This window comes from Marinomonas sp. A3A (assembly GCF_018336955.1).
Lineage (GTDB): Bacteria > Pseudomonadota > Gammaproteobacteria > Pseudomonadales > Marinomonadaceae > Marinomonas > Marinomonas lutimaris.
In genome coordinates this window covers 187516-208867 of record NZ_CP025532.1, presented here as the reverse complement: position 1 = coordinate 208867, position 21352 = coordinate 187516, and the positions used below count along the sequence as shown (strand labels likewise).

The window sequence follows — 21352 nt, the reverse complement described above, 5'->3', positions numbered from 1 at the left end:
GGTATTCCAGTGATTATTATTTTTCTGTACTCTCCAAATCCGTGCTGTCCAGATCTGTAATGTCCAAAGCATCACTCAATGCGGTTTTCATCACCTCGATAGAAGGCGTTTTTCCTGTCCAGTATTCGAAAGCGATTGCGCCTTGCTGGACGAGCATACCCAAGCCATTTACCGTCGTGCAGCCTTTAGTTTTAGCGGTTTGAATCAATCGCGTTTCAGGTGGATTAAAAATACCATCTGCAACTACCATGCTAGATTTAATCGAATCTGTGTCTATATCTAGCTCTGCATCCACATTGGGATATAAGCCAATAGAGGTCACATTGATTACCAAATCAGTATCGGCAGGAATCTGATATTGCTTTGTCCAAGCATGGTATTCCGCGCCAGCCGACGTGTTATCGGCAACCAGTTTGGAAAGCTCTTCGCCACGCTCTTGATTACGATTCACAATGGTTATGTGCGCCACTCCAGCCAAAGCTAATTCAACCGCAACCGCTCGTGCCGCACCACCTGCGCCAAACAGCACAACGCGCTTTTTGGTTAGCTCTAAACTGGATTTAACGGATTCGACAAAACCACGGCCATCGGTATTTTCACCAATAAGCTTACCATCACGATTCACCACGGTATTGACTGCCCCAATGATTCGAGCCGACTCGCCTAAGTCATCAAGGTGTGAAATAACAGACACTTTATGAGGAATTGAGCAGTTAAAACCGCACCAGTTCATAGCTTTCGCACCTAATACGGCGTTTGCAAGATCATTAGGTTGGATTTCGCAATTGATGTAACGCCAATCCAGACCCAAATCTCGATACGCAGCTTCCATCATCACGCCAGTAGGGTTTTCTAACGCTGGCGTGGCAAAAGAACCGGTTAACTCGCTTAAGAAATTCTTCGACATATTGAATTCTCTCCATGTTTGGTGGCTTTAAAAAAGAGCACGTCATTCATGGTAACAAACCCAGTCGCCAGAAAAATTTCAATTGTTAACAGGAGTCTTTACACAAAGTAATAGGCTTTATGAATTCGCGAACCAAACGCCTTTTTTCATGTTTTGCAGATAACACCAATAAAGCGTGATCGCTCTGGCGATAAACAGCATGGCTTGGCTAAACCATAAACCATGGTTGCCAAGATCTTGAGTGATGAACCAAACAGGGAAGAACACGCCGACCACGCAAATGATCATGGTATTTTGCATTTGTTTTACACTGGTTGTGCCGATGAAAATACCATCCAACATAAAAGACCAAATACCCAACAGCGGGAAGAATATCAGCCAAGGTAGGTACAGAGCCGCGTCATCGCGAACGCTTTGTACGTTTGTTAATAACGCTATGATTTGATTACCAAAAAGCCAAAATATCAGCATCAACATAACCGCAGCAAACAACGCCCAATAGGTAGAGAGCTGAATGACCTTGTTAAAGTTCGCTTTGTCTTTGCGGCCATAGTATTCGCCACACAAGGCTTCCACCGAAAAGGCAAAACCATCCAAGGCGTTAGAAATAATCATCAAGAAAGTCAGCAATACGGCGTTGGCAGCAAGAATAGAATCTCCTTGGCGCGCGCCTTGAGCGGTAAAAAACAACATAACCAATAGCAAAAGAATAGTTCGTACAAACAGATAGCGATTCACTTTCACCAAAGCCATGTATTCACGCCATTTTGCTAAAACGCTTAGCGGCACATGACCGGAAAAACCCTTTAACTTATGCCAAGCCAATACGCCAGCGACAGTTACACCAATATAATGCGCAAACACAGTTGCCCACGCCACGCCATCACTCGCCATGCCCAATCCATAAACGGCGACATAATCGAGAATCATATTGGCGACATTGATCACCAACAGCATCCACAACGGCCCTTTGGAATATTGCACGCCGAAGAACCAACCCATTAAGGCATAACCCGCTAACACGGCTGGCGCACTGAAAATCCGCGCTTCACAATACAAACGCGCCCAAGGTTCCACTTCAGCACTTGGCTCCATCAGAGTGATCGCCAAATCGATCAAAGGGGCCCGGAATAGAATCAGCATTAGCCCGATAAATACGCCCATCAAAATCGATTGCAAAAGCAGTTCACGAACCCGTCTTTCGTCGCCTTTCCCAAGCGCTTGTGCAGTCAATCCGGTTGAGCCCATGCGCAAAAAACCAAACGCCCAAAACAGAAAGCTAAAAATGCTCGCGCCAATCGCCACAGCGGCAAGATGTGTTGCCGTTCCCAAGTGCCCAACTACAGCGGTATCGACTAAACCCAGTAAAGGAGTGGTGATATTTGAAATCATCGGCGGCCACGCCATGCGCCAAATTTTTCGATTTAATACAGTATTTGCACGATACGAGCAAAAAATAGAACTGGGGGATAACTTTGACACGCGGGTCTCACTTGTGGATAAAAATCAATCAAAATCAGAAAACCGGAACTCACTGATCTGTGGAAAATAATAGCAGTTATTCACAATCTGGGGCAGTTCTTAATGATTTTGTGCAATAATTACTCAGAAAAGGGCGATAATCAGGCATGGTTCTCATTTGGCTCCCACTTACCCACAAAAATAGACGCCATATATTCGATAAAATTCAATGTTCCTAATATTGGATAAGTGATGCTTTTTTCCACAATCGTGCTCACATCGTCGCGGAAATTTGCTAGACTCGCATTTATTTTTTATCGTTTGGAGAACTTTTATGCCCAAGAAACTCAAACCCTTTATCGAAGGTTTAGCTGTCGGGTGTGTATTCATCAGTATCACTATGCTGTTTCAAATTCCGCTTTACATGAGTTTCATTATTGGCGCGTTGGCTGCATTAGGCGGTTATCGTAATTCGATCAAAATGGACAAAGAGAAAGAAGCGAAAAAAACACAAAACCAGCCAAAAGATATCGAATAAAATGACGCCTTCTAGTTCACCTGTTTATGGTGAAGGCGATGCGACTCTACAAGCTGTCGGCGGATTACTGGGCTTGCAAAAATTAGTCGAAACCTTCTATCGCATCATGGAAAACACGCCAGAGTTTCGCCCTTTGTTTGATATGCACCCTAGCAACATTGAACTAACCATCGACAAGTTAGTGTCGTTTTTATCAGGTTGGATGGGCGGCGAGAAGTTGTTCTCGAAAAAATATGGCCCAATCAGTTTACCTCAAGCCCACGCACACTTAATCGTCACCGAAAAAGAAAAAGCTATGTGGCTAAACTGCATGGAGACCGCGCTGGACGAACTGGGTTATTCAGAAGAATTAAAGGCTTACTTACTGCCCAAACTCGAATTTCCTGCTGAACGGATTCGACAGGTGAGTGCGGCTAGGCAGCATTAAGTAAATTTAACCGTCATAATGAATAGAAAGTAATTGTCGTTCAGCAGTACTCCCTAAATAACTACGGATGCTAGTAAAAAATTTAGGCCAATGGCCATTCGTGTTTTTCTTTAAATTTACTTCTGCTAAGCGTTTTTGCGCCTCTCCAATGGAAAAGCCTTGGGATACTAACCGTCTTACGTCATCATTTAGTTTGTTCAGAATCTCTCGCCGAAAGCGTCTCAACCGTTCAGTGTCTAGGTTCAACTCAATAATAGTATTTTGCGCTTTTTCAACACTAATATTTGCTTGTTCGCAATTTTCAGAGTCAACCGAAAATTCTCCTGTTGTTCTTTCACAGGAAAAAATCTTAGGGAAAGCAGGGATATTAAGCGGGTTCAAAATCACATTGTCTAGATTTTGACTTCCTTTTGGCACGTCACAAGAAACATCTGGACTAGTAAATCGATAACTGGCATCAACAACATTACGCTGACTGCCTCCATGGCAACAACCTAATAGGTTCTGCCAATCTAAATGCCAATTATGAGGAACAGTACCATCCGATTTTGGATGGAAATGCTCGACTCGGAAATCATCAAGCTCATCCTCTATTTTCTCGACAAGATCAATCTCACAATAAGCACATAAGCCACCTTGATCAGCTTTTATTTGGACTTGCGTTTGATTGCGCCGATATTTTTTCGAAGTGAATTGCTCCCACTCATTGTCTGGATTTATATCTCGATAGTTTGCAAGAAGTGGAGGTTCAATTCCTTTTGATACCTTCTTCATATTTGTTCGCGTTCCCACTCTTTCATTCGAATGTCCATATCTAATCGAGCAAGTTCAGGTTCATGCCCCGCTCCCCATTTATCTAAAATTTTACGCAGATAAACCGCTTCTTTTGAGTCCCATTTATCAAGCTCAACAAGATGCTGATATTTTTCCAAATCCTTAACTATATCTAAAGATTCAACTCTTGGTGATTTCAATCCAAGAACATCAAGCAATACTTGCTGCGCTTCGGCGCCTTCAGAAAAAGCAATAGGGATTAATACGGGCTTATCATCTTTCCAATCAATTACACGCAAACTTGAAGGCTTAACAGATGAAATTACTTGAGGACTATGTGTAGTAACAATAAATTGTACGTTAGGAAAAGTACGCATTAAGTCTAACAAAATAGTTTGCTGCCAGCCTGGATGAAGGTGTAAATCTACCTCATCAATCAGTACAACACCTTCAGTTTGTAAAGGGTCATCTACATCGGGGTTCGCCTCAGCCATACGAGCAGCAATATCCATTACCATTGCTAATGTTGTCCGATAACCATCACTAAGCTGCTCAATTCGTAATGTTTTTTTAATTTCATCCTGACACCAATCAACTTCAATTCCCGCTGGGTAAGCTCCTCGTGGATTACTAAATGCTGGAATCATTGCATTTACAGCACTCCGTATTGCTTTTAGCTCAGGAATAACAAAATCAAATGAACGAGCTTCTTTTTGCTTAAGGGTTTCTAGATCTTCAAGGGAGTAAAAGTATTCCACAAAGCTTTTAAAATTTGTTCTACTTTCAAGAGCGCCTTTAAAAGAGTCAAAACGTGAGAACTTTTTAGAAAAGCTTCTCTTACGTTGTGGTATGTCAAAAACTCCACGACCAGCGCCAAAGTAAGCAAATATAGGTAACTGAAAAGGTTCTTTACTATTGAATGCGTCGGCAAATGTATCAACATGATTAAATAACGCTTTAAGCCCTATTGCCTCAGGAATTTGCTCCGCTGTTTTTTTAGATTTATCACGCTTCTCCGTTCTATCCCAAACAATTCCGTTAAAGGATTCGCTACGTATTCTCATATAAGGAGGCTTCATGCCATCCTGTAAAATCTGAAAATCCATTTCCTTAAAGTTTTTTCCTGTTGCACTTGGCAATCGGGTTAAAAATGGGCCTAAAGAAATAGCCATGCCATCTAAAATGCTGGTTTTTCCTGCTCCATTTTTCGCAACCAAAACCGTTAATTTCGGATCAAATGAAATCTCAAAATCATCAAAGCGACGAAAATGCTTTAAATGTAAGGATTTGATTTTCATGTCATTATGCTCCGCTTGGGCTTAATCATATACATTTCCATAGCTTACCATGGGCAAAGATAAAAACGAGACGTTTCATCCAGTCACGGTTTAAACTTAAATTATGTTTATCAAACATTAAATGCGTACTTCTTTGGCAACGACAATCCCTAAGCGTTTCGCCAAGCGCGCTAGGTTAGCGCGATCCATAGACAATTGCTGAGCGGCTCTAGTCCAATTGCCGTCATTGTTTTCTAACGCTTTTCGGATTAACTCTCGTTGATAAGTCTCTGTTTCTAAACGCAAATCGATTGGTTTATGTTTTTCTAAACGCGGCGGCTCTAGCTCGTTTTTCTGTATCTTTTCTTTAGCACTATTATCGATTTGTAACCCTGTTAAATGAGCAGAAGTGATAACGGTAATACCTGTTGCATTGTCCGCTTTGCCGCTTTCTGCCTTTGAACTCTCGGCCCTAGAAAATAGCGCCGCGCGAGAGATGACGTGTTCTAGTTCTCGAACATTACCAGGCCAGTGATAAGCTTCGAGCATGTCGATAGCTGATGCGGATAAAATCAGTTGTTGCAGGCCTAATTTGCGGCGAAAACGTTCGGCGAAGAATCCGGCTAATAAGGCAATATCGCCTTGTCTGTCGCGTAACGCAGGAACTTGCATAGGGAAAACACTGAGGCGATGGAATAAATCCGCTCGAAAACGATTCTCTGCTACTTCTGTTTCTAAATGTCGGTTAGTCGCAGCAATAATACGCACGTTTACTTTGCGAATTTGATCTTTGCCAACCGCTTGGATTTCTTGATTCTGAATGGCACGAAGCAAAGTACCTTGTACTTCTAACGGTAATTCTCCAATTTCATCGAGCAACAAGGTTCCGCCGTCAGCCAACAAAAACTTACCATCTCTATCTCTATCCGCTCCAGTAAACGCACCTTTTACATGGCCAAAAAGCTCACTTTCGATGAGATGGTGCGGAATCGCTGCGCAATTTACATACACCATAGGCGCTTCTGCACGGGAAGATTGTTCATGCAAAGCTCTTGCGACAAGCTCTTTTCCAACACCCGTTTCACCTTCGATTAAAATAGAAAAATCCGACGATGCGACTAAATTAATCGACTGTTTGAGATCTTGTATAGCCTTGCTTTGGCCGATCATTTCAATGCGTTGATCGCCCATCACTTTTAGTACGTTTTGGGCGTGGAGAGATTGGTTTTCTAAGCGCTCCATCAAGATGGCGGTATTTAGTGTCATGGCCGCCATGGTACCGATGATTTCCAAAGCACGCGCGTCGATATTATCAAAAACGCCCGGCATGATGCTGTCTAAAGTGACAACACCGATCAATTTCCCTTCCAAATACAAAGGAACGCCCATGCAAGAATGCACAGGTAAATTCTCATCGTGGCCTAACACCATGCCATCGTAAGGATCGGGAAGAGGCGACTCAGCAGGAAAACGAACCGGATAATGACCGCTACAAATAGCCTTCAAACGCGGGTGTTCATCAATAATAAACCGACGCCCCATTAGGTCTTCCGATAAACCCCGTTGAGCCAGCGGCGTCAGCACACCATTATTATTCGCCAATAAGACGACTGCATCACAGTTAATTGTTGCCCGCACCGCATACACCAATTGTTCAAAACGATTGGGCTGCGTCACCGCGCTAGCAAGATCGAGGGCAAAGCTCAATAAGGCGTTATTAGAGACCTGATTCATGGTTATCAACTCATAGGGCAAATAATATTTCGTGTCAATTTGACTCGAAGATATCATATAGACTTTTTTATTAGCGAGTCTTATTGACTCTTTAATTGATATTAAAAACCTAAACTACTGATTTTATTATCTATTTTTAGTTGGCACGCGCTTCGCTATAGAAGAGTTAACAAAACATCTATCCGTACTCTTAGCAAAGGAAATAACATGTTAACTCAACACCATATCGACACTGTCAAAGCGACTATCCCGCTTCTTGCTTCTGCAGGAACTGCGATTACAGAACATTTTTACCAACGCATGTTTTTCCATAATCCTGAACTAAAAGATGTGTTCAACATGACGCATCAAAGAACCGGTGGTCAGCCTGCAGCTTTGTTCAATGCCATCGCGGCGTACGCAACGCACATCGATAATCTAGAAGTATTGACTAGCGCCGTGACGCGTATAGCTCATAAGCACACCAGTTTTAATATCCAACCAAACCAATACGACATCGTTGGTCATCACCTACTTGAAACCTTACGAGAACTCGCACCAGAGGCTTTCACCAAAGACGTAGAAGAAGCTTGGGCAGCGGCCTACACTCAATTAGCTGGTATCTTTATTCAAGTCGAAGGAGATCTTTATAGAGAGCGAGCTGCGCAACGTGGTGGCTGGAAAGATTTCCGCCGTTTCCGTGTCGCTTCGAAAACACCAGAATCGGATTTGGTCACCAGCTTTGTCTTTGAACCTATCGATGGCGGCGCGGTAATTGATTACCAACCAGGCCAATACTTAGGCGTTAAGTTACATCCAAAAGGCAATGAGTTCGATGAGATACGTCAATACTCTCTATCAACCACGCCAAATGGTAAAAACTATCGCATCAGCGTAAAACGCGAAGGCGCAGGTGACATCAAAGGTGTTATGTCGAATTACCTTCATGATCATTTAAACGTCGGAGACGAAATTGAAGCCATGCCACCAGCAGGTGACTTCGTTTTCCAAGATAAGCAAACACCTGTAGTGCTGATTTCTGGAGGAGTGGGTTTAACGCCAATGCAAGCCATACTAAATACTCTAGATAAGCAGCAATACGGCCACCCTGTGAGCTATTTACACGCTTGTGCTCATCAAGGTCAACATTCCTTCAAAGAGCACGTAAACAGCCTGAAAGGCCATTTAAATCTGTCCGTTCATACTTGGTACGAACAAGCCAAAAGCGAAGAAGAGGGCGTAACAAAAGGCATGATGCAACTAGATGCGATAAAAGACAGCTTGCCGCTAATAAATGGCGAGTTTTACTTATGTGGACCAGTTGGCTTCATGATGTTCGTTAAACAACAACTGTTAACCCTTGGCGTAGAAGCCGACCGTATTCATTACGAACTATTCGGCCCGCATCAAGAAGTTTGATATTTAGCTAAACTTCTTGCTTAAACGGCAACAATGCGTGGGTATCTTGATGGTACTCACGCACGGCTTGGGCTTCTTCCTCGCAAAAGTTACCAATGGCTTCGCGGAAGCCTTCGTGAGCGATATAGTGAATGCTGTGGCTGAACACAGGTTCAAAACCTCGGGCGATTTTGTGTTCCCCTTGGGTGCCAGGGTCAAAATGCTGTAACCCTTTTTCCAAGCAAAATTCAATGCCCTGGTAGTAACAAGCCTCAAAATGCAGGCAATCTACTTCTTCCATACAACCCCAATAACGGCCATACAAAGAATAATCGTCGAAGAAACACCAAGACGCAGCAATGGCTTCTTCATCTCGAAAGGCTTGTACCAAAAGAATTTGATCGCCTATGTTTTCGGCTAATTGACCGAAAAACTCTCGGGTGAGATAACCCTGTTGTCCACGCTTAGCGTAAGTGGATTGATAACACAGATAAAAGAAATCTATGTCTGCCGAGGTTAAATCTTTGCCGATGGTGCGAGTCAGCGTGATGCCTTCTTTAGCGACTTTTTCTCGCTCTTTACGTGCAGTTTTGCGTTTACGACTGGAAAAGTGTGACAAGTAATCTTCCATGTCTTTATAGTCACGATTGAACCAATGGAACTGACAGGAAATTCGGTGCAATAGGTCTTTATTTGGTGCGAATAAGGCCGCGTGTTCAGGCTTGGTAAATAACAGATGCCAGCTTGAAAACTCTCGTTCTTGGTTGGCTTGAGTCATTAATTCTGCAAGCGCTGGGTACAGATGAGAAAACTGCACATCATCGCCTTTTGGATCGAGGTGAGAAAAAATCCGCGAACCTGTCACAGGAGAAAAAGGAATCGCCCAGATGCGCTTAGGAAAGTAACGCATGCCGTAACGCTGGTAAGCATCAGCCCAAGACCAATCGAAGACAAATTCGCCTTGAGAGTGGGTTTTTAAGTAGGTTGGGGCAATGGCAAGCGGGCTGTCGTCATCATCCATCACTAGCAAATATTCAGGATACCAACCGGTTCCATCGCCGATGCTTTTGCTTTGCTCTAACGCCTGATGAAAAGCAAATTGCGCAAAGGGATAACGTGTTTCTCCAATAGCCTCTTGCCATTTGGCTTGGCCTATTTGATCAACCGAGTTAAACCATTGCGCTTTCATACTACTTTCCTTTCTGTCGCTTATTGCAAAGGCTGTTTGACTTACATCTGTTTACGCATTTCATCCACTAGACTGGCAATTTCTGGTCGGACTTGTCGCCATAAATAAAACGCTTCTGCGGCTTGGCCAACCAACATGCCTAGACCATCGGCACCATCAGCACCATGCTCGTGCGCCCACTGTAAAAACACAGTGCGCCCCTTGCCATACATCATGTCGTAACACCAGGTTTCAGCGTTTATTAGCTCGTCTTTTAAGGGTGGCAAACTGCCAGATAAGCTCGCTGATGTGCCGTTAATGATGATATCAAAAGGACCTTCTAGCGCTTCGAAAGATGAAGCTAAACAATCAAATTGATCGGCCAAGGACTGAGCTTTCTCAAACGTACGATTAGCAATGGTGACAGATTCTGGATTCTCAGCTAAAACGGGTTCAAGCACACCTCGAACCGCACCGCCTGCGCCCAGAAGAAGAATACGTTTATCCGTTAAACTCTGTCCATGATTATGAATAATGTCACGAACCATGCCTATTCCGTCGGTATTATCGCCGAAAAGGTCGCCATTTTTACCCATTAGTAAAGTATTCACCGCTCCAGCTTGTTTTGCCCGTCGACTTAAAATATCACACATAGCATAAGCGCGTTCTTTAAACGGCACGGTAACATTCAGACCTTTTCCATCTTTTTCAAAAAAATCTCTGACTTGATTTTCAAATTCAGCCTCGTCGCCAAGCAAGGTCGAATACACCAATTCTTGATTCGTCAGCGTAGCAAAATACGTATGAATGCTAGGTGATTTACTGTGGGCTATTGGGTTACCTACAACAGCATATTGATCCAAAATTCATCCTCTTAGAAAGTAGAAAAAATTATAAAAGACGATAACAGCATTATCACTTGGCCAGAACAAGCCAATCTTTCGACGTCAAATAGTACTCGGTTAGCTTGGCTTCTTCGCTACCCGCTTCCACCTGATATTCATACGTCCAACGCACTTCTGGTGGTAATGACATTAAAATGGATTCGGTACGGCCCAAGCCACTTTGTATGCCAAAATGCGTGCCACGGTCAAACACCAAATTAAACTCTACATAACGCCCACGACGATGCAATTGAAAGTCGCGTTGCTGCTCAGTGAATGGCAAATCTTTACGACGCTCTAGAATCGGCAAATAGGCTTTAGTAAATGTATTGCCTACCGATTGCATCATGCCGAAACAATGCTCAAAACTGCCTTCATTAAAATCGTCATAAAACAAACCACCAACACCTCGTGGTTCGCCACGGTGTTTCAAATAAAAGTATTCATCACACCATTTTTTAAAGCGAGAATAATAACCTTCTCCAAATGGCTCGACAGCATCATAAGAAGCTTGGTGCCAATGGATACAATCTTCATCGAAACCATAATAAGGTGTCAGATCAAAACCACCACCAAACCACCAAACTGGTGCTATATCGTCTTTGTAAACGATAAACAAACGCACATTAGCATGAGACGTCGGAGCCATAGGATTATTAGGATGGATCACCAAAGACACGCCCATGGCTTCAAATCGGCCACCAGCTAACTCAGGACGATCAACCGTCGCAGAGGGCGGTAAGTTATCACCCATGACATGAGAGAAGTTAACTCCGCCTTTTTCAATAACCTCACCACCTGCGATAACACGAGTCCGTCCACCACCGCCGTTGGGTCTATCCCATGCATCTTCTTTGAAACGAGCTAGTGGCTCGACGCGTTCTAATGTAGAGCAAATATGGTCTTGAAGAGAAAGGAGATAGTCTTTAACGGCTTGCACATCGAGATTGGTAACCGTAGCGGGTGAACTTGCTGACATGAGATACTCCATCTGGTCATGGCTTTAAAACAAAACAAATAAAAACGGCCTAATCATTTAGGCCGTAGTTTATCACTTAATAGGGAGTTTTCGTGCAGGATCTCACTAATAAAGACAAGAACCATCAGGGCGAGTGCGCAATAGATTCAAGATCCACATATATTGTTCTGGATGCTTAGATATCATGGACTCAAGAGCTTGATTCATAATAAGAGCATCAGTTGCCTCATCACCACTGGGGAAATTTTCCAAAGGAGGCGAGATAAAGAGTTCGTATTTACCCGATTCAGCATTGTACGCAGGCAGCATGGGGATCACCGTCGCATCAGTCAAGGTTGCTAGACGACCTAACCCTTTCATTGTCGCTTTATTTGACGCAAAGAAAGGTGTGAATACAGAATTCTTCGCGCCCAAATCTTCATCCGGAAGGTAGTAGCCTAAATGACCTTCTTTAATAGCATTCATAAAAGGCTTAATGCCACTGGTACGGCAATATACACGAGCACCGTAGCGTATACGCTGGCGATGAATTAACCAATTGAAAATGGGGTTTTTCTGAGTGCGAATCATGGCGACAGTTTTGTAGCCTTTCGCTGTTAACATGATTCCAGCGTAGTCAATTGCCCAACAATGTGGAACCAAGGCAATAACTTTCTTCCCACTATCTAAAAGCGGAAATAAATGTTCTTGACCAGTAATAGTACAACGAGATTCACAGCGTCGCTTACTACGAACAACGAGCTCACCGTAAGCAATAAAAAATTGCGCAGCGGTCTGAAAGCTTTTTTTCAATAGGGTCTCGCGCTCTTCCAAAGATTTTTCAGGAAAGCATTGTTCAATATTTACACGCGCTCTTTTTAGCGCTTTACTTTTTGTATTAAGCAGACGACAAGCGATCCAGCTTGCTAACTTATCACGCCAACGCAACGGCAAAAAAGCAATTGATAAGGACACAAAAACACCGACCCATGTAGTCCAAAAACGAGGATGTAGGAATCGCCATTGAAAAGTGGGATTATATGCATGTTTATCAGCAGAATTCATTTTTAGTGTTTCGCATGAATTGTGAAAATTAAATGATACATTATTCGATTAATGCCTGAAAATGATATCTTGTATCTTTATTTTAACAACCATATTGCCTCCACTCAGATAAAGCTCGATCAAAAAAATCAGGCTTATCCGTGCCCTGAACTAAAATAGATGCACCATGTAAACAAGCAAGTAACTGAACAGCCTGTGTTAGCGCTTTATCATCCTCAATATCGCCCAAACGAACAAATATCTGCGTTAGCCAATCTAACTTTAGCTGATAAAACGTTACTAATTCATTACAAACCTGTTCGGGTAGTATGGTTTTATCTGATGTAAGCATAGTACACAAGCTCATATTACGCTGATCAACAATTTTTGCCTTAAACCCATCAATAAAACTATTCAACAGAACATTAGGGTTCAGCTGCTCATTATTTAGATTTGGTAGCTGCTCAGAAAACTCCTCGTTATAGCGCGCCATAACCGCTGAAACTAGATCACCTTTGGTCGGGTAGTGGTAGTGAACGCTTGCACTCTTGATTCCAATTTCATCAGCAATATCACGAAAACTAAAAGCGTTGTAACCTCCTAGCGTGATTAATCGCTCTGCCGTATCGAGGATTTTGCTCTTCGTATCGTTTTTCTCGACTATCATAGTTATTCTCGGTTATCAAAATGTCATTTTTTTGAAAATAAGGTTTATCTATCTACTAGTAGGTATTTTATTGACCCACAATAAAATAACCAGTTACATTCTACCTATCTAGAGATAGGTAGAATGTTTTTTTACCTCAAAAACAACTCACGGAGAAAAATATGACATACGATCTTGTGGTTTTAGGCAGTGGTCCTGGTGGTTATGCTGCCGCATTTCGAGCAGCGGATTTGGGCTTAAAGGTTGCTTTAATAGAACGCCACAATACATTGGGCGGCGTCTGTCTAAACGTCGGCTGTATTCCATCTAAAGCCCTATTACATGTAGCAGGCAAAATCCTTATGGCTGACGAACCAGCCCACGGAGTGCAATTTGCCAAGCCGACTATTGACCTTGAGGCCATCCGCCATCATAGACAATCCACAGTAGATACATTAACTGGCGGCTTAACAATGATGGCCAAAGGTAGAAAAGTCACCGTTCTTCATGGCGAAGGGAAGTTCGACTCGACAAACTCAATAACAGTTTCAAAAGACGGTTCAGAAGAAAAAGTAGAATTCAAAAACGCCATTATCGCCGTTGGTTCACGTGCGATTAAATTACCTTTTGTGCCTTATGACGATCCACGAATTTTAGACTCTACTAGCGCTCTGCAACTCGAACGTATTCCTGAGCATTTATTAGTACTTGGCGGCGGTATCATTGGTCTTGAAATGGCCACCGTTTACCAATCACTCGGTGCGAAAATCACCGTTGCGGAACTTGGCGAACAAATCATGACAGGGGCTGATAAAGACCTTGTGAAGGTCTTCGAGCAAACAAACAAAGACCGCATGACCTTTTTGACACAAACTCAAGTGACCGATATAAAAGCGACACCTGAAGCGTTAAATGTCACCTTGAAAGACAAAAACGGAGAACGCAATCTTGCAGTTGATGCAGTACTTGTTGCTGTTGGTCGCTCACCTAACGGCAAAACGGCAGGCATTGCAGACATTGGCGTAAAATTAGACAAACGAGGTTTTGTATTAACTGATGAGCAATGCAAAACATCTGTACCTAATATTCTAGCCATTGGCGACGTCACCCATGGTCCAATGCTGGCGCACAAGGCTTCACACCAAGGCCATACCGCCGCCGAAGTTGTTGCAGGCCATAAAGTCGACTTCTTGCCTCTCGCTATTCCATCGATTGCTTACACTTTCCCTGAAGTTGCTTGGGTTGGTTTAACCGAAACAGAAGCGAAAAAGCAGGACATCCCTGTTAAAACAGCCGTTTTTCCATGGACTGCAAGCGGACGAGCGATTGCTTCTGGCGTGACGCAAGGTAAGACTAAACTTATCTATGATGAAGCAACAGAACGCGTCTTAGGTGCTGGCATCGTTGGTTCTCATGCAGGGGAATTACTCGGTGAACTGACCCTAGCCATCGAGTTCGGTGCAACATTGGAAGACATCGCCTTAACCATCCACGCCCACCCAAGCCTACACGAATCCGTCGGCTTAGCGGCAGAACTCGGCGCGGGGACGATTACAGACTTACCGAACAAAAAAGCAAAGAAAGCATCATAAGTTCAGCACAATACGGGGACTTTCTGGCGCCGGCTTGGCGCAACAGATCAACACTTCTCCTGCTTGAAGCTCAATGCTGATCGGAGAGGTGTAGACCACTTGCCCTGAATCCAGTTGGCAAACGCAAGAGCCACAGCTACCAGAACGACAGCTGAATGCTGGGGCCAATCCTTGTTGCTCAGCAAACTCTAATAAAGTGCCATCGCTTGAATGCCATATAGTATCTTGATTGCTTTGACTAAACGTTATCTGCGTCTTGTTCGCTGTTTTCGGAGCGACGTTATTAATTGATTCAATTGCGCCATTACCAAACGATTCAAAATAAATCTGCTCTTTAGGCATGCCGCTAGCAACTAACCCAGCCATGATATCTTGCATGAAGCTATTTGAACCACACAGATAATAATCATGGTTTGCCATTCCAAACACCTTATTTCCAAGTAATTGCCGTATAAGCGCGAGATCGATGCGACCTTGTGAATCATGGGATAAATCCAATCGATCCTCAGTCAAAGGTTTAGAAAACACTCTATGCAGCTGTAACCAATCATGTTGTTCAGCAAGCTCAGATAAGTAATCCCCAAACGCTTGCGTTCGACTATTTTGCGTACCGTGAATAAAGTAAACCGAGCGCGGGGACGGAACTAACTGCGAGGAGCTAATAATCCCTTCCAGCATTGCAATCATGGGTGTAATACCAACACCGTTAGAAAGCATCACAATCGATCTATTGCTGGCTTGAATGGTAAACCGACCCGCCGGTTTCCCAACGTCTACTAAATCCCCGACCTTCAATGAGTCATGAAGATACTTAGAGACAAGACCTCGCTCTTCACGCTTAACAGATATTCGATAAGCGCCCAAGAAATCACCGTGGGAAAGCGTGTAGCTGCGCATTAACGGCTGCTGTGATGTTGTTGCGTTAAGACGGATAGGAAGATGCTGGCCCGGTACATGCGCTGCAATGGGTTTACCGTCGTCAGGCTCAAAATAAAACGAGGTAATAGAGTCACTCTCTTTCTGCTTGTCTACTAAACGAAATGAACGGTAACCGAGCTGAAGTTTGGACGTTTTAGAAAGCATCGACTTTTCTAGCCATGACCCTGTGTTGTGTAAAAATGGCGATGGCTCGATCAAACTCGCGGTCATCGGCATAAATGTAGGGATAAACGACACTCGTTCCACATCGATTTCCACCATACGTTCAGCCCCTTCAAAAGAGCGGATAATGGACTCATCCCATAGGATACGAGCGCGACCAACAACAAAGCAGACATCGCCAGAGGTAAAGTCTGGAAAGAACAAACCCACGCGGCCATCGGCTTCAATATTGCCAAGGGTGTTAAAAAAGAGATTACCACTAAAGTCTGGAAAAGTAAGACAATTCCCATCCACCTTAACAAACCCAGGCTTACCACCACGGTGGGACGCATCAATACCAGATCGACGGTCTTGGCTAAACTCTGGCGAGCGAGAGGCAATAAAAAACGTATCAGCACGCTCAATCAAATGTTTAGATTCACCCTCCAATGACAAAACGATAGAGCGAGCAATATCAACAGGCTCAATAGTAGATGAGGCAAGAGGTCGCCATTGCAGCGAGCGCGTTTGAATGTACTTAGGGCAATTCCCATAACTTTGCTCTACCACAATTGTAAAACTGTCCGTATTAAGCTGCTGCAAAATACCATTCATCCGGTTTCGTCGACGAGTCGCTAACTCAATGCCCAGAAACCCAACTTTGCTACCTAACTGAAATTCTAAATCAAATGCATCAATTAGTGTCGAACGTCGGTTAATTTGCAACAAAGTAGCGTCTGGAGAGCTGACAAAACCCGGCTCGCCAAAAAAAGGTATTACCCACGGATAGCCTTGCTGATCAACCAACCCAAGAATTACAAAAGGCAGTTGTGCAAAAAAATCACGATGTTGGTCAGGCATCGCTGTACGAATCGCACTTTTGGTATTACGAGCAACGTCTTCAACAAGTCCTAGACGCTCTTGTATGGCAAGCTCGCCAGAATGAAAATGTAAGGAATCTTGCGGCATCATCTCGTCCTGTCACATCAATATTAATTACTAAACCAACTCAGGAGAGCGAGCCATACCGACAAAACGAGGTTGCGCTTCAATACGTTCTAACCAAGCACGAATCAATGGGTAAGGATCAAGACTAACGCCGCCTTCTGGCACGTGGGAAATGTAGCTATAACAAGCAATATCGGCCAAGGTGACCTGCTCACCAACTAAATAAGAACGAGACCCCAACCAGTCTTCAAGCACAGCAAATAACGCCAATGTTTTCTGCTTCGCTGTCTCGTAATCCAATGCTAAACCAAACAATTTGACCAAACGCACCGCGCAAGGCCCATAGGCAACTTCGCCAGCTGCCACAGAAAGCCAACGCTGAACGGCTGCATATTCAATAGGATTACTTGGCATCCATTCATAACCATCGTTATAGCGCTTTTCCAAGTAAGTGATAATCGCATTGGAATCGGATAGAACAACACCATTGTCATCTATCGCTGGTACCTGACCAAAAGGACTCAGTTTGAGATATTCTGGCGCTTTATGCGCACCATTGAGCATATCAAGATCAACTGTTTTGTAGGGTAAATCGAGCAGCGACAGCATTAGCTCGACCCGATGGCAGTGCCCCGACAGAGGATTGCGGTACAAAATAATCGGGGAGTGATTTGATGGAAACTTAGCATTCATGGTGTTCTCCTGCTTGATCAATATTTAATCGCCAGAAGATTGTAGCGGCTTATCAATTTGTAATAATTGGTTAAAAATGAAATTTATTATTACAATATTTGAAATAGACTACAGAGACGAAAACATGGATAAGCTAGAAGCAATGCAGGTATTTGCTGAAGTGGCGAAACAAAAAAGCTTTGTTGGAGCAAGCGAGCAACTCAACCTCTCAGCACCCGCGGTGACACGATCCATCGCTTGGTTGGAAAATCATCTTGGGGTAAAGCTATTTCACCGAACCACTCGACATGTTCGGCTCACAGAATCTGGAGTGCGGTTTCTAAGCGATACCAAACGCATACTTGCCGATGTGGAAGAATCGGAAGCCGCCGCAACAGGCATCTATGCCGCTCCCAAAGGGACATTAACCATTACGGCTCCCATGTTGTTTGGCGAGATGCACATCATGCCAATTATCAGCGAATACCTAGCTCTGTACCCTGACGTATCGGTGAAAACCATGTTTTCCGATCGCAATACCAATCTAGTGGAGGATGAACTCGACATTGCCATTCGCATCGGCCATCTAAAAGATTCCAACCTTTATGCGACTCAAGTAGGCAACGTAAAACGTATTCTCTGTGGCTCCCCAGATTATTTCCAGCAATTCGGAATTCCCCAATGTCCGGCCGATTTAACCCAACACCAAATCATACTTTCTATGCTTTATGGCCCCTTAAGCAGCTGGGAGTTTATAAACAATGGCAAGAAAGAAGTGATAAAACTCACCCCACGCCTTCAATGCTTTCAGGGTTCAGCCGCCATTAAAGCAGCCATTCAGGGTACAGGTATAACTCGTGTCATGTCTTACCAAGTAGGAGAGGAGCTCAAAGAAGGAAGATTACAACGAGTATTAGAACATTTTGAAGAAGACCCTTTGCCTATCAACATTCTTCATTTAGAAGGACGCAGAATGAACTCTAAAATACGCTCATTTTTAGACCTTGCCGTTAAAAGGCTAAAAAACAACCCATTTGTTTCAACACCTTGGTATTGAAAAATCCAGTCTAATACTTGATCTGAATACGAATAACCTGCAATCAGCCAACATAGACAATATGCTGTTCGTTATCATAACTAAAATTCAGATAAATCTGGATTTGGTTTTCCTTGATATGCAACTTCGAAACAAGGTCGAATGTGCCTTTTTCGGCTTTTTCCGCAAATGTTCGCAATTGCTTTTCCAGCATTACCCAAGCGACTCCATCCCTTGATTCATCGAAATTATTACCCGCTCTAGAAGCCCTTAGCCAACTGAAATAAGCCAATGAATTCGCTTTGATATCAACACTATCGCCAGCATCTGTGGCTACATAGCTAAGTCCACAATGGGGAAACTGTTGTTTTAAATACGCTTTCCACTGCTGCATGAACTGATCTAAATACGGCAAGCAAACCTCTTTTATCAAACGTTTTTTACTACCATATTTTCACGCAACGTTATAATCGGAGCACTCGTCGTCTGCATAGGCTCTTTTTGGAGACGCTCAAAATGATGCATTAATACGTTGATAGCAGTGAGCGCTTCCGATTTCAAATCTTGGTCAATGATAATATCTACCTCATTTTGAGAGAGTAAATCATAGGATCCATCATTTAGCTCATGACCAATAAAAACAACATCCTTTGACCAACCTTTTTCTTTTAACGCTTGAGCAACCCCTTGAGTTCCACCTGTCACGTTATAAATACCTAAAGGCTTAACACCAGAGTTAAACAACTTAATCAAGCTATCGTAACTTTCTTCATCTAAATCGTGATTGTTAAGAGACTCTAAAATTTTAAGGTTGGGAAATTGTTCTCTAATCACTCGTCTAAAACCTAGCTCACGCTCATATTGAGAGCGGTAAGGCGCACTCACAACAAGAACAACTTCACCAGCACACTGCCCGATATAACGCCCCATTAAAGATCCCGCAGTGCGACCCGCGCTCACGTGGTTTGGTCCAACATAAGATAAACGCGATGTATCACACAAGTCAGTCGTAAAGCAAACTATTGGACAGCCAGCTTTTACAATTCTATTAACAGAAGAGGAAATAGCAGGGTCCTCCCTACACAGCAATACAATAGCGTCATATTGCTCTGAAGACACTTCTAACAGTGCAAGAAAGCTCTCTAAATTAAACGGATAGAGTGACTTTGTGTGAATCGTAATATTGTGTGGAGAAAACAGTTCTCTGATTTCAAGTACAGCATCCTCGATCGAGCGTAAAAAATTAGCGCCAGATTCTGATAGAAATAAAAATCTTAGAGGCTCATTCGATTCTGTATTACCTGAATCAATCGACACTTGCTGCTGAATATTCAATTGTTGAATAGCGGCAAATACTCTTTCTTTCGTATGGGGACTGACTTTGGCTCGATTACTTAACACTCGATCGACCGTCGCTACGCTTACCCCAGCCAGTTCAGCAACCTCTTTCATCGTTGTTTTTTTTAGTAAATCTACTGACACGTCTACTGTTCTCTATTTAGTAAAATGAAGTCTGGCTTAGATTACCGTCTTTGATGTTGAAAGAGAACCTAACTATCCGTGATACACAAAAGCCTCATCTTGAAACATTATCACCGTTTACATACAAACCAATAAACATAAAAAAGACCATCATAAAAAAGAAATACAATATCAATTAAAAACAATAACTTAATGAAAAACAAAAGAAACAATGAAACAAAAACACATCAAAATGATCTTCATCAAATCAAAATGATATTGATTAACATCAAATCTCAATGATAGATTCACAATCTAGTGAGGCTTAGTTTCACTAATAAATAAAATAATAAGGAGAAGCACATGAAAAAAATAATTACAGCTGCCATGACGCTAGCCATTTTAGCAACCCCTGCACTAGCGGACTCTAACCAACCTAGAATTGGCGTCACACTGTTTAGTTTTGACGACAATTTTCTATCTGTTCTAAGAAATAATATCGAAACATCGGCAAAGAAATCTGGCGTTAACTTACAAGTAGAAGATGCGCAAAATGAAATCGGTGTTCAGCTAAACCAAATACAAAATTTTATCGCGTCAGGTGTAGATGCAATCATAGTTAATACAGTGGATTCCGATGCCACTATGGGCATGAGTGATGCGGCAGAAGAAGCTGGTATCCCATTGGTTTACGTGGGCCGTCACCCAATAAATATTAACATGATGCCCGATAATCAGGCGTTTGTAGGTTCCAATGAATTGGAATCTGGCACCTTACAAGCACAAGAAGTTTGCCGCCTATTAGATGGTAAAGGCAAAGCCGTTATTATGATGGGTACCATTGGCGATAATAATACAACGATTCGAACTAAAGACGTTCATGACGTATTTGCTACCCCAGAGTGCAGCGGTATTGAAATCATTGAACAACAATCCGCGAACTTCATGCGTACTGAAGGTAACAACCTAATGTCCAATTGGTTAACGGCTGGCTTAGAGTTTGATGCAGTGATCGCTAATAACGACGAGATGGCATTAGGCGCAATACAAGCACTTAAAGCCACAGGCCGCTCTATGGACAGTGTCATTGTCGCAGGTATTGATGCAACCTCAGACGCTCTCTCATCTATGAAAGCTGGTGATCTTGACGTAACCGTTTTTCAAAATGGTGCAGCTCAAGGCAGTGGTGCAGTTCAAGCAGCCTTGCAACTTATAAATAACGAAGAGGTAGAGCAAAAAGTATGGATTCCTTTTGAGTTGGTCACACCAGAAAACATGGCTGATTATAACAAACGTAACTAAGAACATTGCTTTTGTCCTCCTAGCTGGGAAAGGGCTTTCCCAGCTTTTGAACAAGGCCCAGTCAAA

The 21352-nt window shown here is 43.1% G+C and carries 20 protein-coding genes; 6 read left to right on the top strand and 14 right to left on the bottom strand.

Going from position 1 to position 21352, the window contains the following annotated elements:
- Window positions 1-16: 16 nt before the first annotated feature.
- Together aroE (CYL31_RS00940) and CYL31_RS00935 are read right to left on the bottom strand one after the other, a co-directional pair.
- Entirely contained in the window at window positions 17-907 is an 891-nt protein-coding gene (aroE, locus tag CYL31_RS00940; protein WP_072838685.1) for a shikimate dehydrogenase, read from the bottom strand.
- A 117-nt stretch (window positions 908-1024) separates the two neighbouring features.
- Complete coding sequence (locus CYL31_RS00935) at window positions 1025-2314, bottom strand: MATE family efflux transporter (RefSeq protein ID WP_212918809.1); 1290 nt, start codon at window positions 2312-2314, stop codon at window positions 1025-1027.
- A gap of 388 nt (window positions 2315-2702) precedes the next feature.
- Here CYL31_RS00935 and CYL31_RS00930 point away from each other — a divergent pair, with 388 nt between their 5' ends.
- Together CYL31_RS00930 and CYL31_RS00925 are read left to right on the top strand one after the other, a co-directional pair.
- On the top strand, window positions 2703-2906 hold the full coding sequence (locus CYL31_RS00930; RefSeq protein WP_212917139.1) for a hypothetical protein: 204 nt from the start codon (window positions 2703-2705) through the stop codon (window positions 2904-2906).
- A gap of 1 nt (window position 2907) precedes the next feature.
- Window positions 2908-3333 (top strand): group II truncated hemoglobin, encoded by a 426-nt coding sequence (locus CYL31_RS00925; protein ID WP_212917138.1) that lies wholly within the window; start codon window positions 2908-2910, stop codon window positions 3331-3333.
- Window positions 3334-3339: 6 nt separating this feature from the next.
- On the opposite strand, the gene CYL31_RS00920 is transcribed toward CYL31_RS00925, so the two are convergent.
- From CYL31_RS00920 to norR, 3 genes are all read right to left on the bottom strand, one after another.
- Window positions 3340-4107 carry a retron system putative HNH endonuclease gene (locus CYL31_RS00920; protein ID WP_212917137.1) on the bottom strand — a complete coding sequence of 256 codons (768 nt, stop codon included), beginning with the start codon at window positions 4105-4107 and terminating at the stop codon, window positions 3340-3342.
- Window positions 4104-5405, bottom strand: a complete 1302-nt coding sequence (locus tag CYL31_RS00915) for an AAA family ATPase (RefSeq protein ID WP_212917136.1) — start codon at window positions 5403-5405, stop codon at window positions 4104-4106. The genes CYL31_RS00920 and CYL31_RS00915 overlap by 4 nt, the downstream gene beginning before the upstream one ends.
- A gap of 117 nt (window positions 5406-5522) precedes the next feature.
- Entirely contained in the window at window positions 5523-7118 is a 1596-nt protein-coding gene (norR, locus tag CYL31_RS00910; protein ID WP_249411652.1) for a nitric oxide reductase transcriptional regulator NorR, read from the bottom strand.
- Between the two features lie 207 nt (window positions 7119-7325).
- On the opposite strand from norR, the gene hmpA reads away from it, so the two are divergent.
- The gene (gene hmpA, locus CYL31_RS00905; protein WP_212917134.1) at window positions 7326-8516 is read left to right on the top strand and encodes an NO-inducible flavohemoprotein; all 1191 of its coding nucleotides are present in this window, start codon (window positions 7326-7328) and stop codon (window positions 8514-8516) included.
- Between the two features lie 7 nt (window positions 8517-8523).
- Here the strand turns inward: hmpA and CYL31_RS00900 are convergent, their stop codons facing one another.
- The 5 genes from CYL31_RS00900 to CYL31_RS00880 all read right to left on the bottom strand — a co-directional run bounded on the left by CYL31_RS00900 (window position 8524) and on the right by CYL31_RS00880 (window position 13216).
- Window positions 8524-9684, bottom strand: coding sequence for a GNAT family N-acetyltransferase (locus tag CYL31_RS00900; RefSeq protein WP_212917133.1), 1161 nt, complete (start codon window positions 9682-9684; stop codon window positions 8524-8526).
- A gap of 41 nt (window positions 9685-9725) precedes the next feature.
- Complete coding sequence (gene aroE / locus CYL31_RS00895; protein WP_212917132.1) at window positions 9726-10526, bottom strand: shikimate dehydrogenase; 801 nt, start codon at window positions 10524-10526, stop codon at window positions 9726-9728.
- 52 nt (window positions 10527-10578) lie between these two features.
- Window positions 10579-11526 (bottom strand): oxygen-dependent coproporphyrinogen oxidase, encoded by a 948-nt coding sequence (gene hemF, locus CYL31_RS00890; protein WP_212917131.1) that lies wholly within the window; start codon window positions 11524-11526, stop codon window positions 10579-10581.
- A gap of 105 nt (window positions 11527-11631) precedes the next feature.
- Entirely contained in the window at window positions 11632-12570 is a 939-nt protein-coding gene (lpxM, locus tag CYL31_RS00885; protein WP_212917130.1) for a lauroyl-Kdo(2)-lipid IV(A) myristoyltransferase, read from the bottom strand.
- An 82-nt stretch (window positions 12571-12652) separates the two neighbouring features.
- The gene (locus CYL31_RS00880; RefSeq protein ID WP_212917129.1) at window positions 12653-13216 is read right to left on the bottom strand and encodes a TetR/AcrR family transcriptional regulator; all 564 of its coding nucleotides are present in this window, start codon (window positions 13214-13216) and stop codon (window positions 12653-12655) included.
- 161 nt (window positions 13217-13377) lie between these two features.
- Here CYL31_RS00880 and lpdA point away from each other — a divergent pair, with 161 nt between their 5' ends.
- Window positions 13378-14787: a dihydrolipoyl dehydrogenase gene (lpdA, locus tag CYL31_RS00875; protein ID WP_212917128.1), complete on the top strand. Its 1410-nt coding sequence runs from the start codon at window positions 13378-13380 to the stop codon at window positions 14785-14787.
- Here lpdA and CYL31_RS00870 read toward each other — a convergent pair.
- Both CYL31_RS00870 and CYL31_RS00865 read right to left on the bottom strand, forming a co-directional pair.
- The gene (locus tag CYL31_RS00870; RefSeq protein ID WP_212917127.1) at window positions 14782-16836 is read right to left on the bottom strand and encodes an FAD-binding oxidoreductase; all 2055 of its coding nucleotides are present in this window, start codon (window positions 16834-16836) and stop codon (window positions 14782-14784) included. The two genes, lpdA and CYL31_RS00870, sit on opposite strands and share 6 nt — an antisense overlap.
- A gap of 30 nt (window positions 16837-16866) precedes the next feature.
- The gene (locus CYL31_RS00865) at window positions 16867-17508 is read right to left on the bottom strand and encodes a glutathione S-transferase family protein (RefSeq protein ID WP_212917126.1); all 642 of its coding nucleotides are present in this window, start codon (window positions 17506-17508) and stop codon (window positions 16867-16869) included.
- 124 nt (window positions 17509-17632) lie between these two features.
- Between CYL31_RS00865 and CYL31_RS00860 the strand changes: the two genes are divergently transcribed.
- Entirely contained in the window at window positions 17633-18544 is a 912-nt protein-coding gene (locus CYL31_RS00860; RefSeq protein WP_212917125.1) for a LysR family transcriptional regulator, read from the top strand.
- 43 nt (window positions 18545-18587) lie between these two features.
- Here CYL31_RS00860 and CYL31_RS00855 read toward each other — a convergent pair whose 3' ends face one another.
- On the bottom strand, window positions 18588-18938 hold the full coding sequence (locus tag CYL31_RS00855) for a hypothetical protein (RefSeq protein ID WP_212917124.1): 351 nt from the start codon (window positions 18936-18938) through the stop codon (window positions 18588-18590).
- A gap of 14 nt (window positions 18939-18952) precedes the next feature.
- The gene (locus tag CYL31_RS00850; RefSeq protein ID WP_212917123.1) at window positions 18953-20005 is read right to left on the bottom strand and encodes a LacI family DNA-binding transcriptional regulator; all 1053 of its coding nucleotides are present in this window, start codon (window positions 20003-20005) and stop codon (window positions 18953-18955) included.
- Window positions 20006-20347: 342 nt separating this feature from the next.
- Here CYL31_RS00850 and CYL31_RS00845 point away from each other — a divergent pair, with 342 nt between their 5' ends.
- Window positions 20348-21286 (top strand): sugar ABC transporter substrate-binding protein, encoded by a 939-nt coding sequence (locus CYL31_RS00845; protein ID WP_212917122.1) that lies wholly within the window; start codon window positions 20348-20350, stop codon window positions 21284-21286.
- Window positions 21287-21352 lie beyond the last annotated feature (66 nt).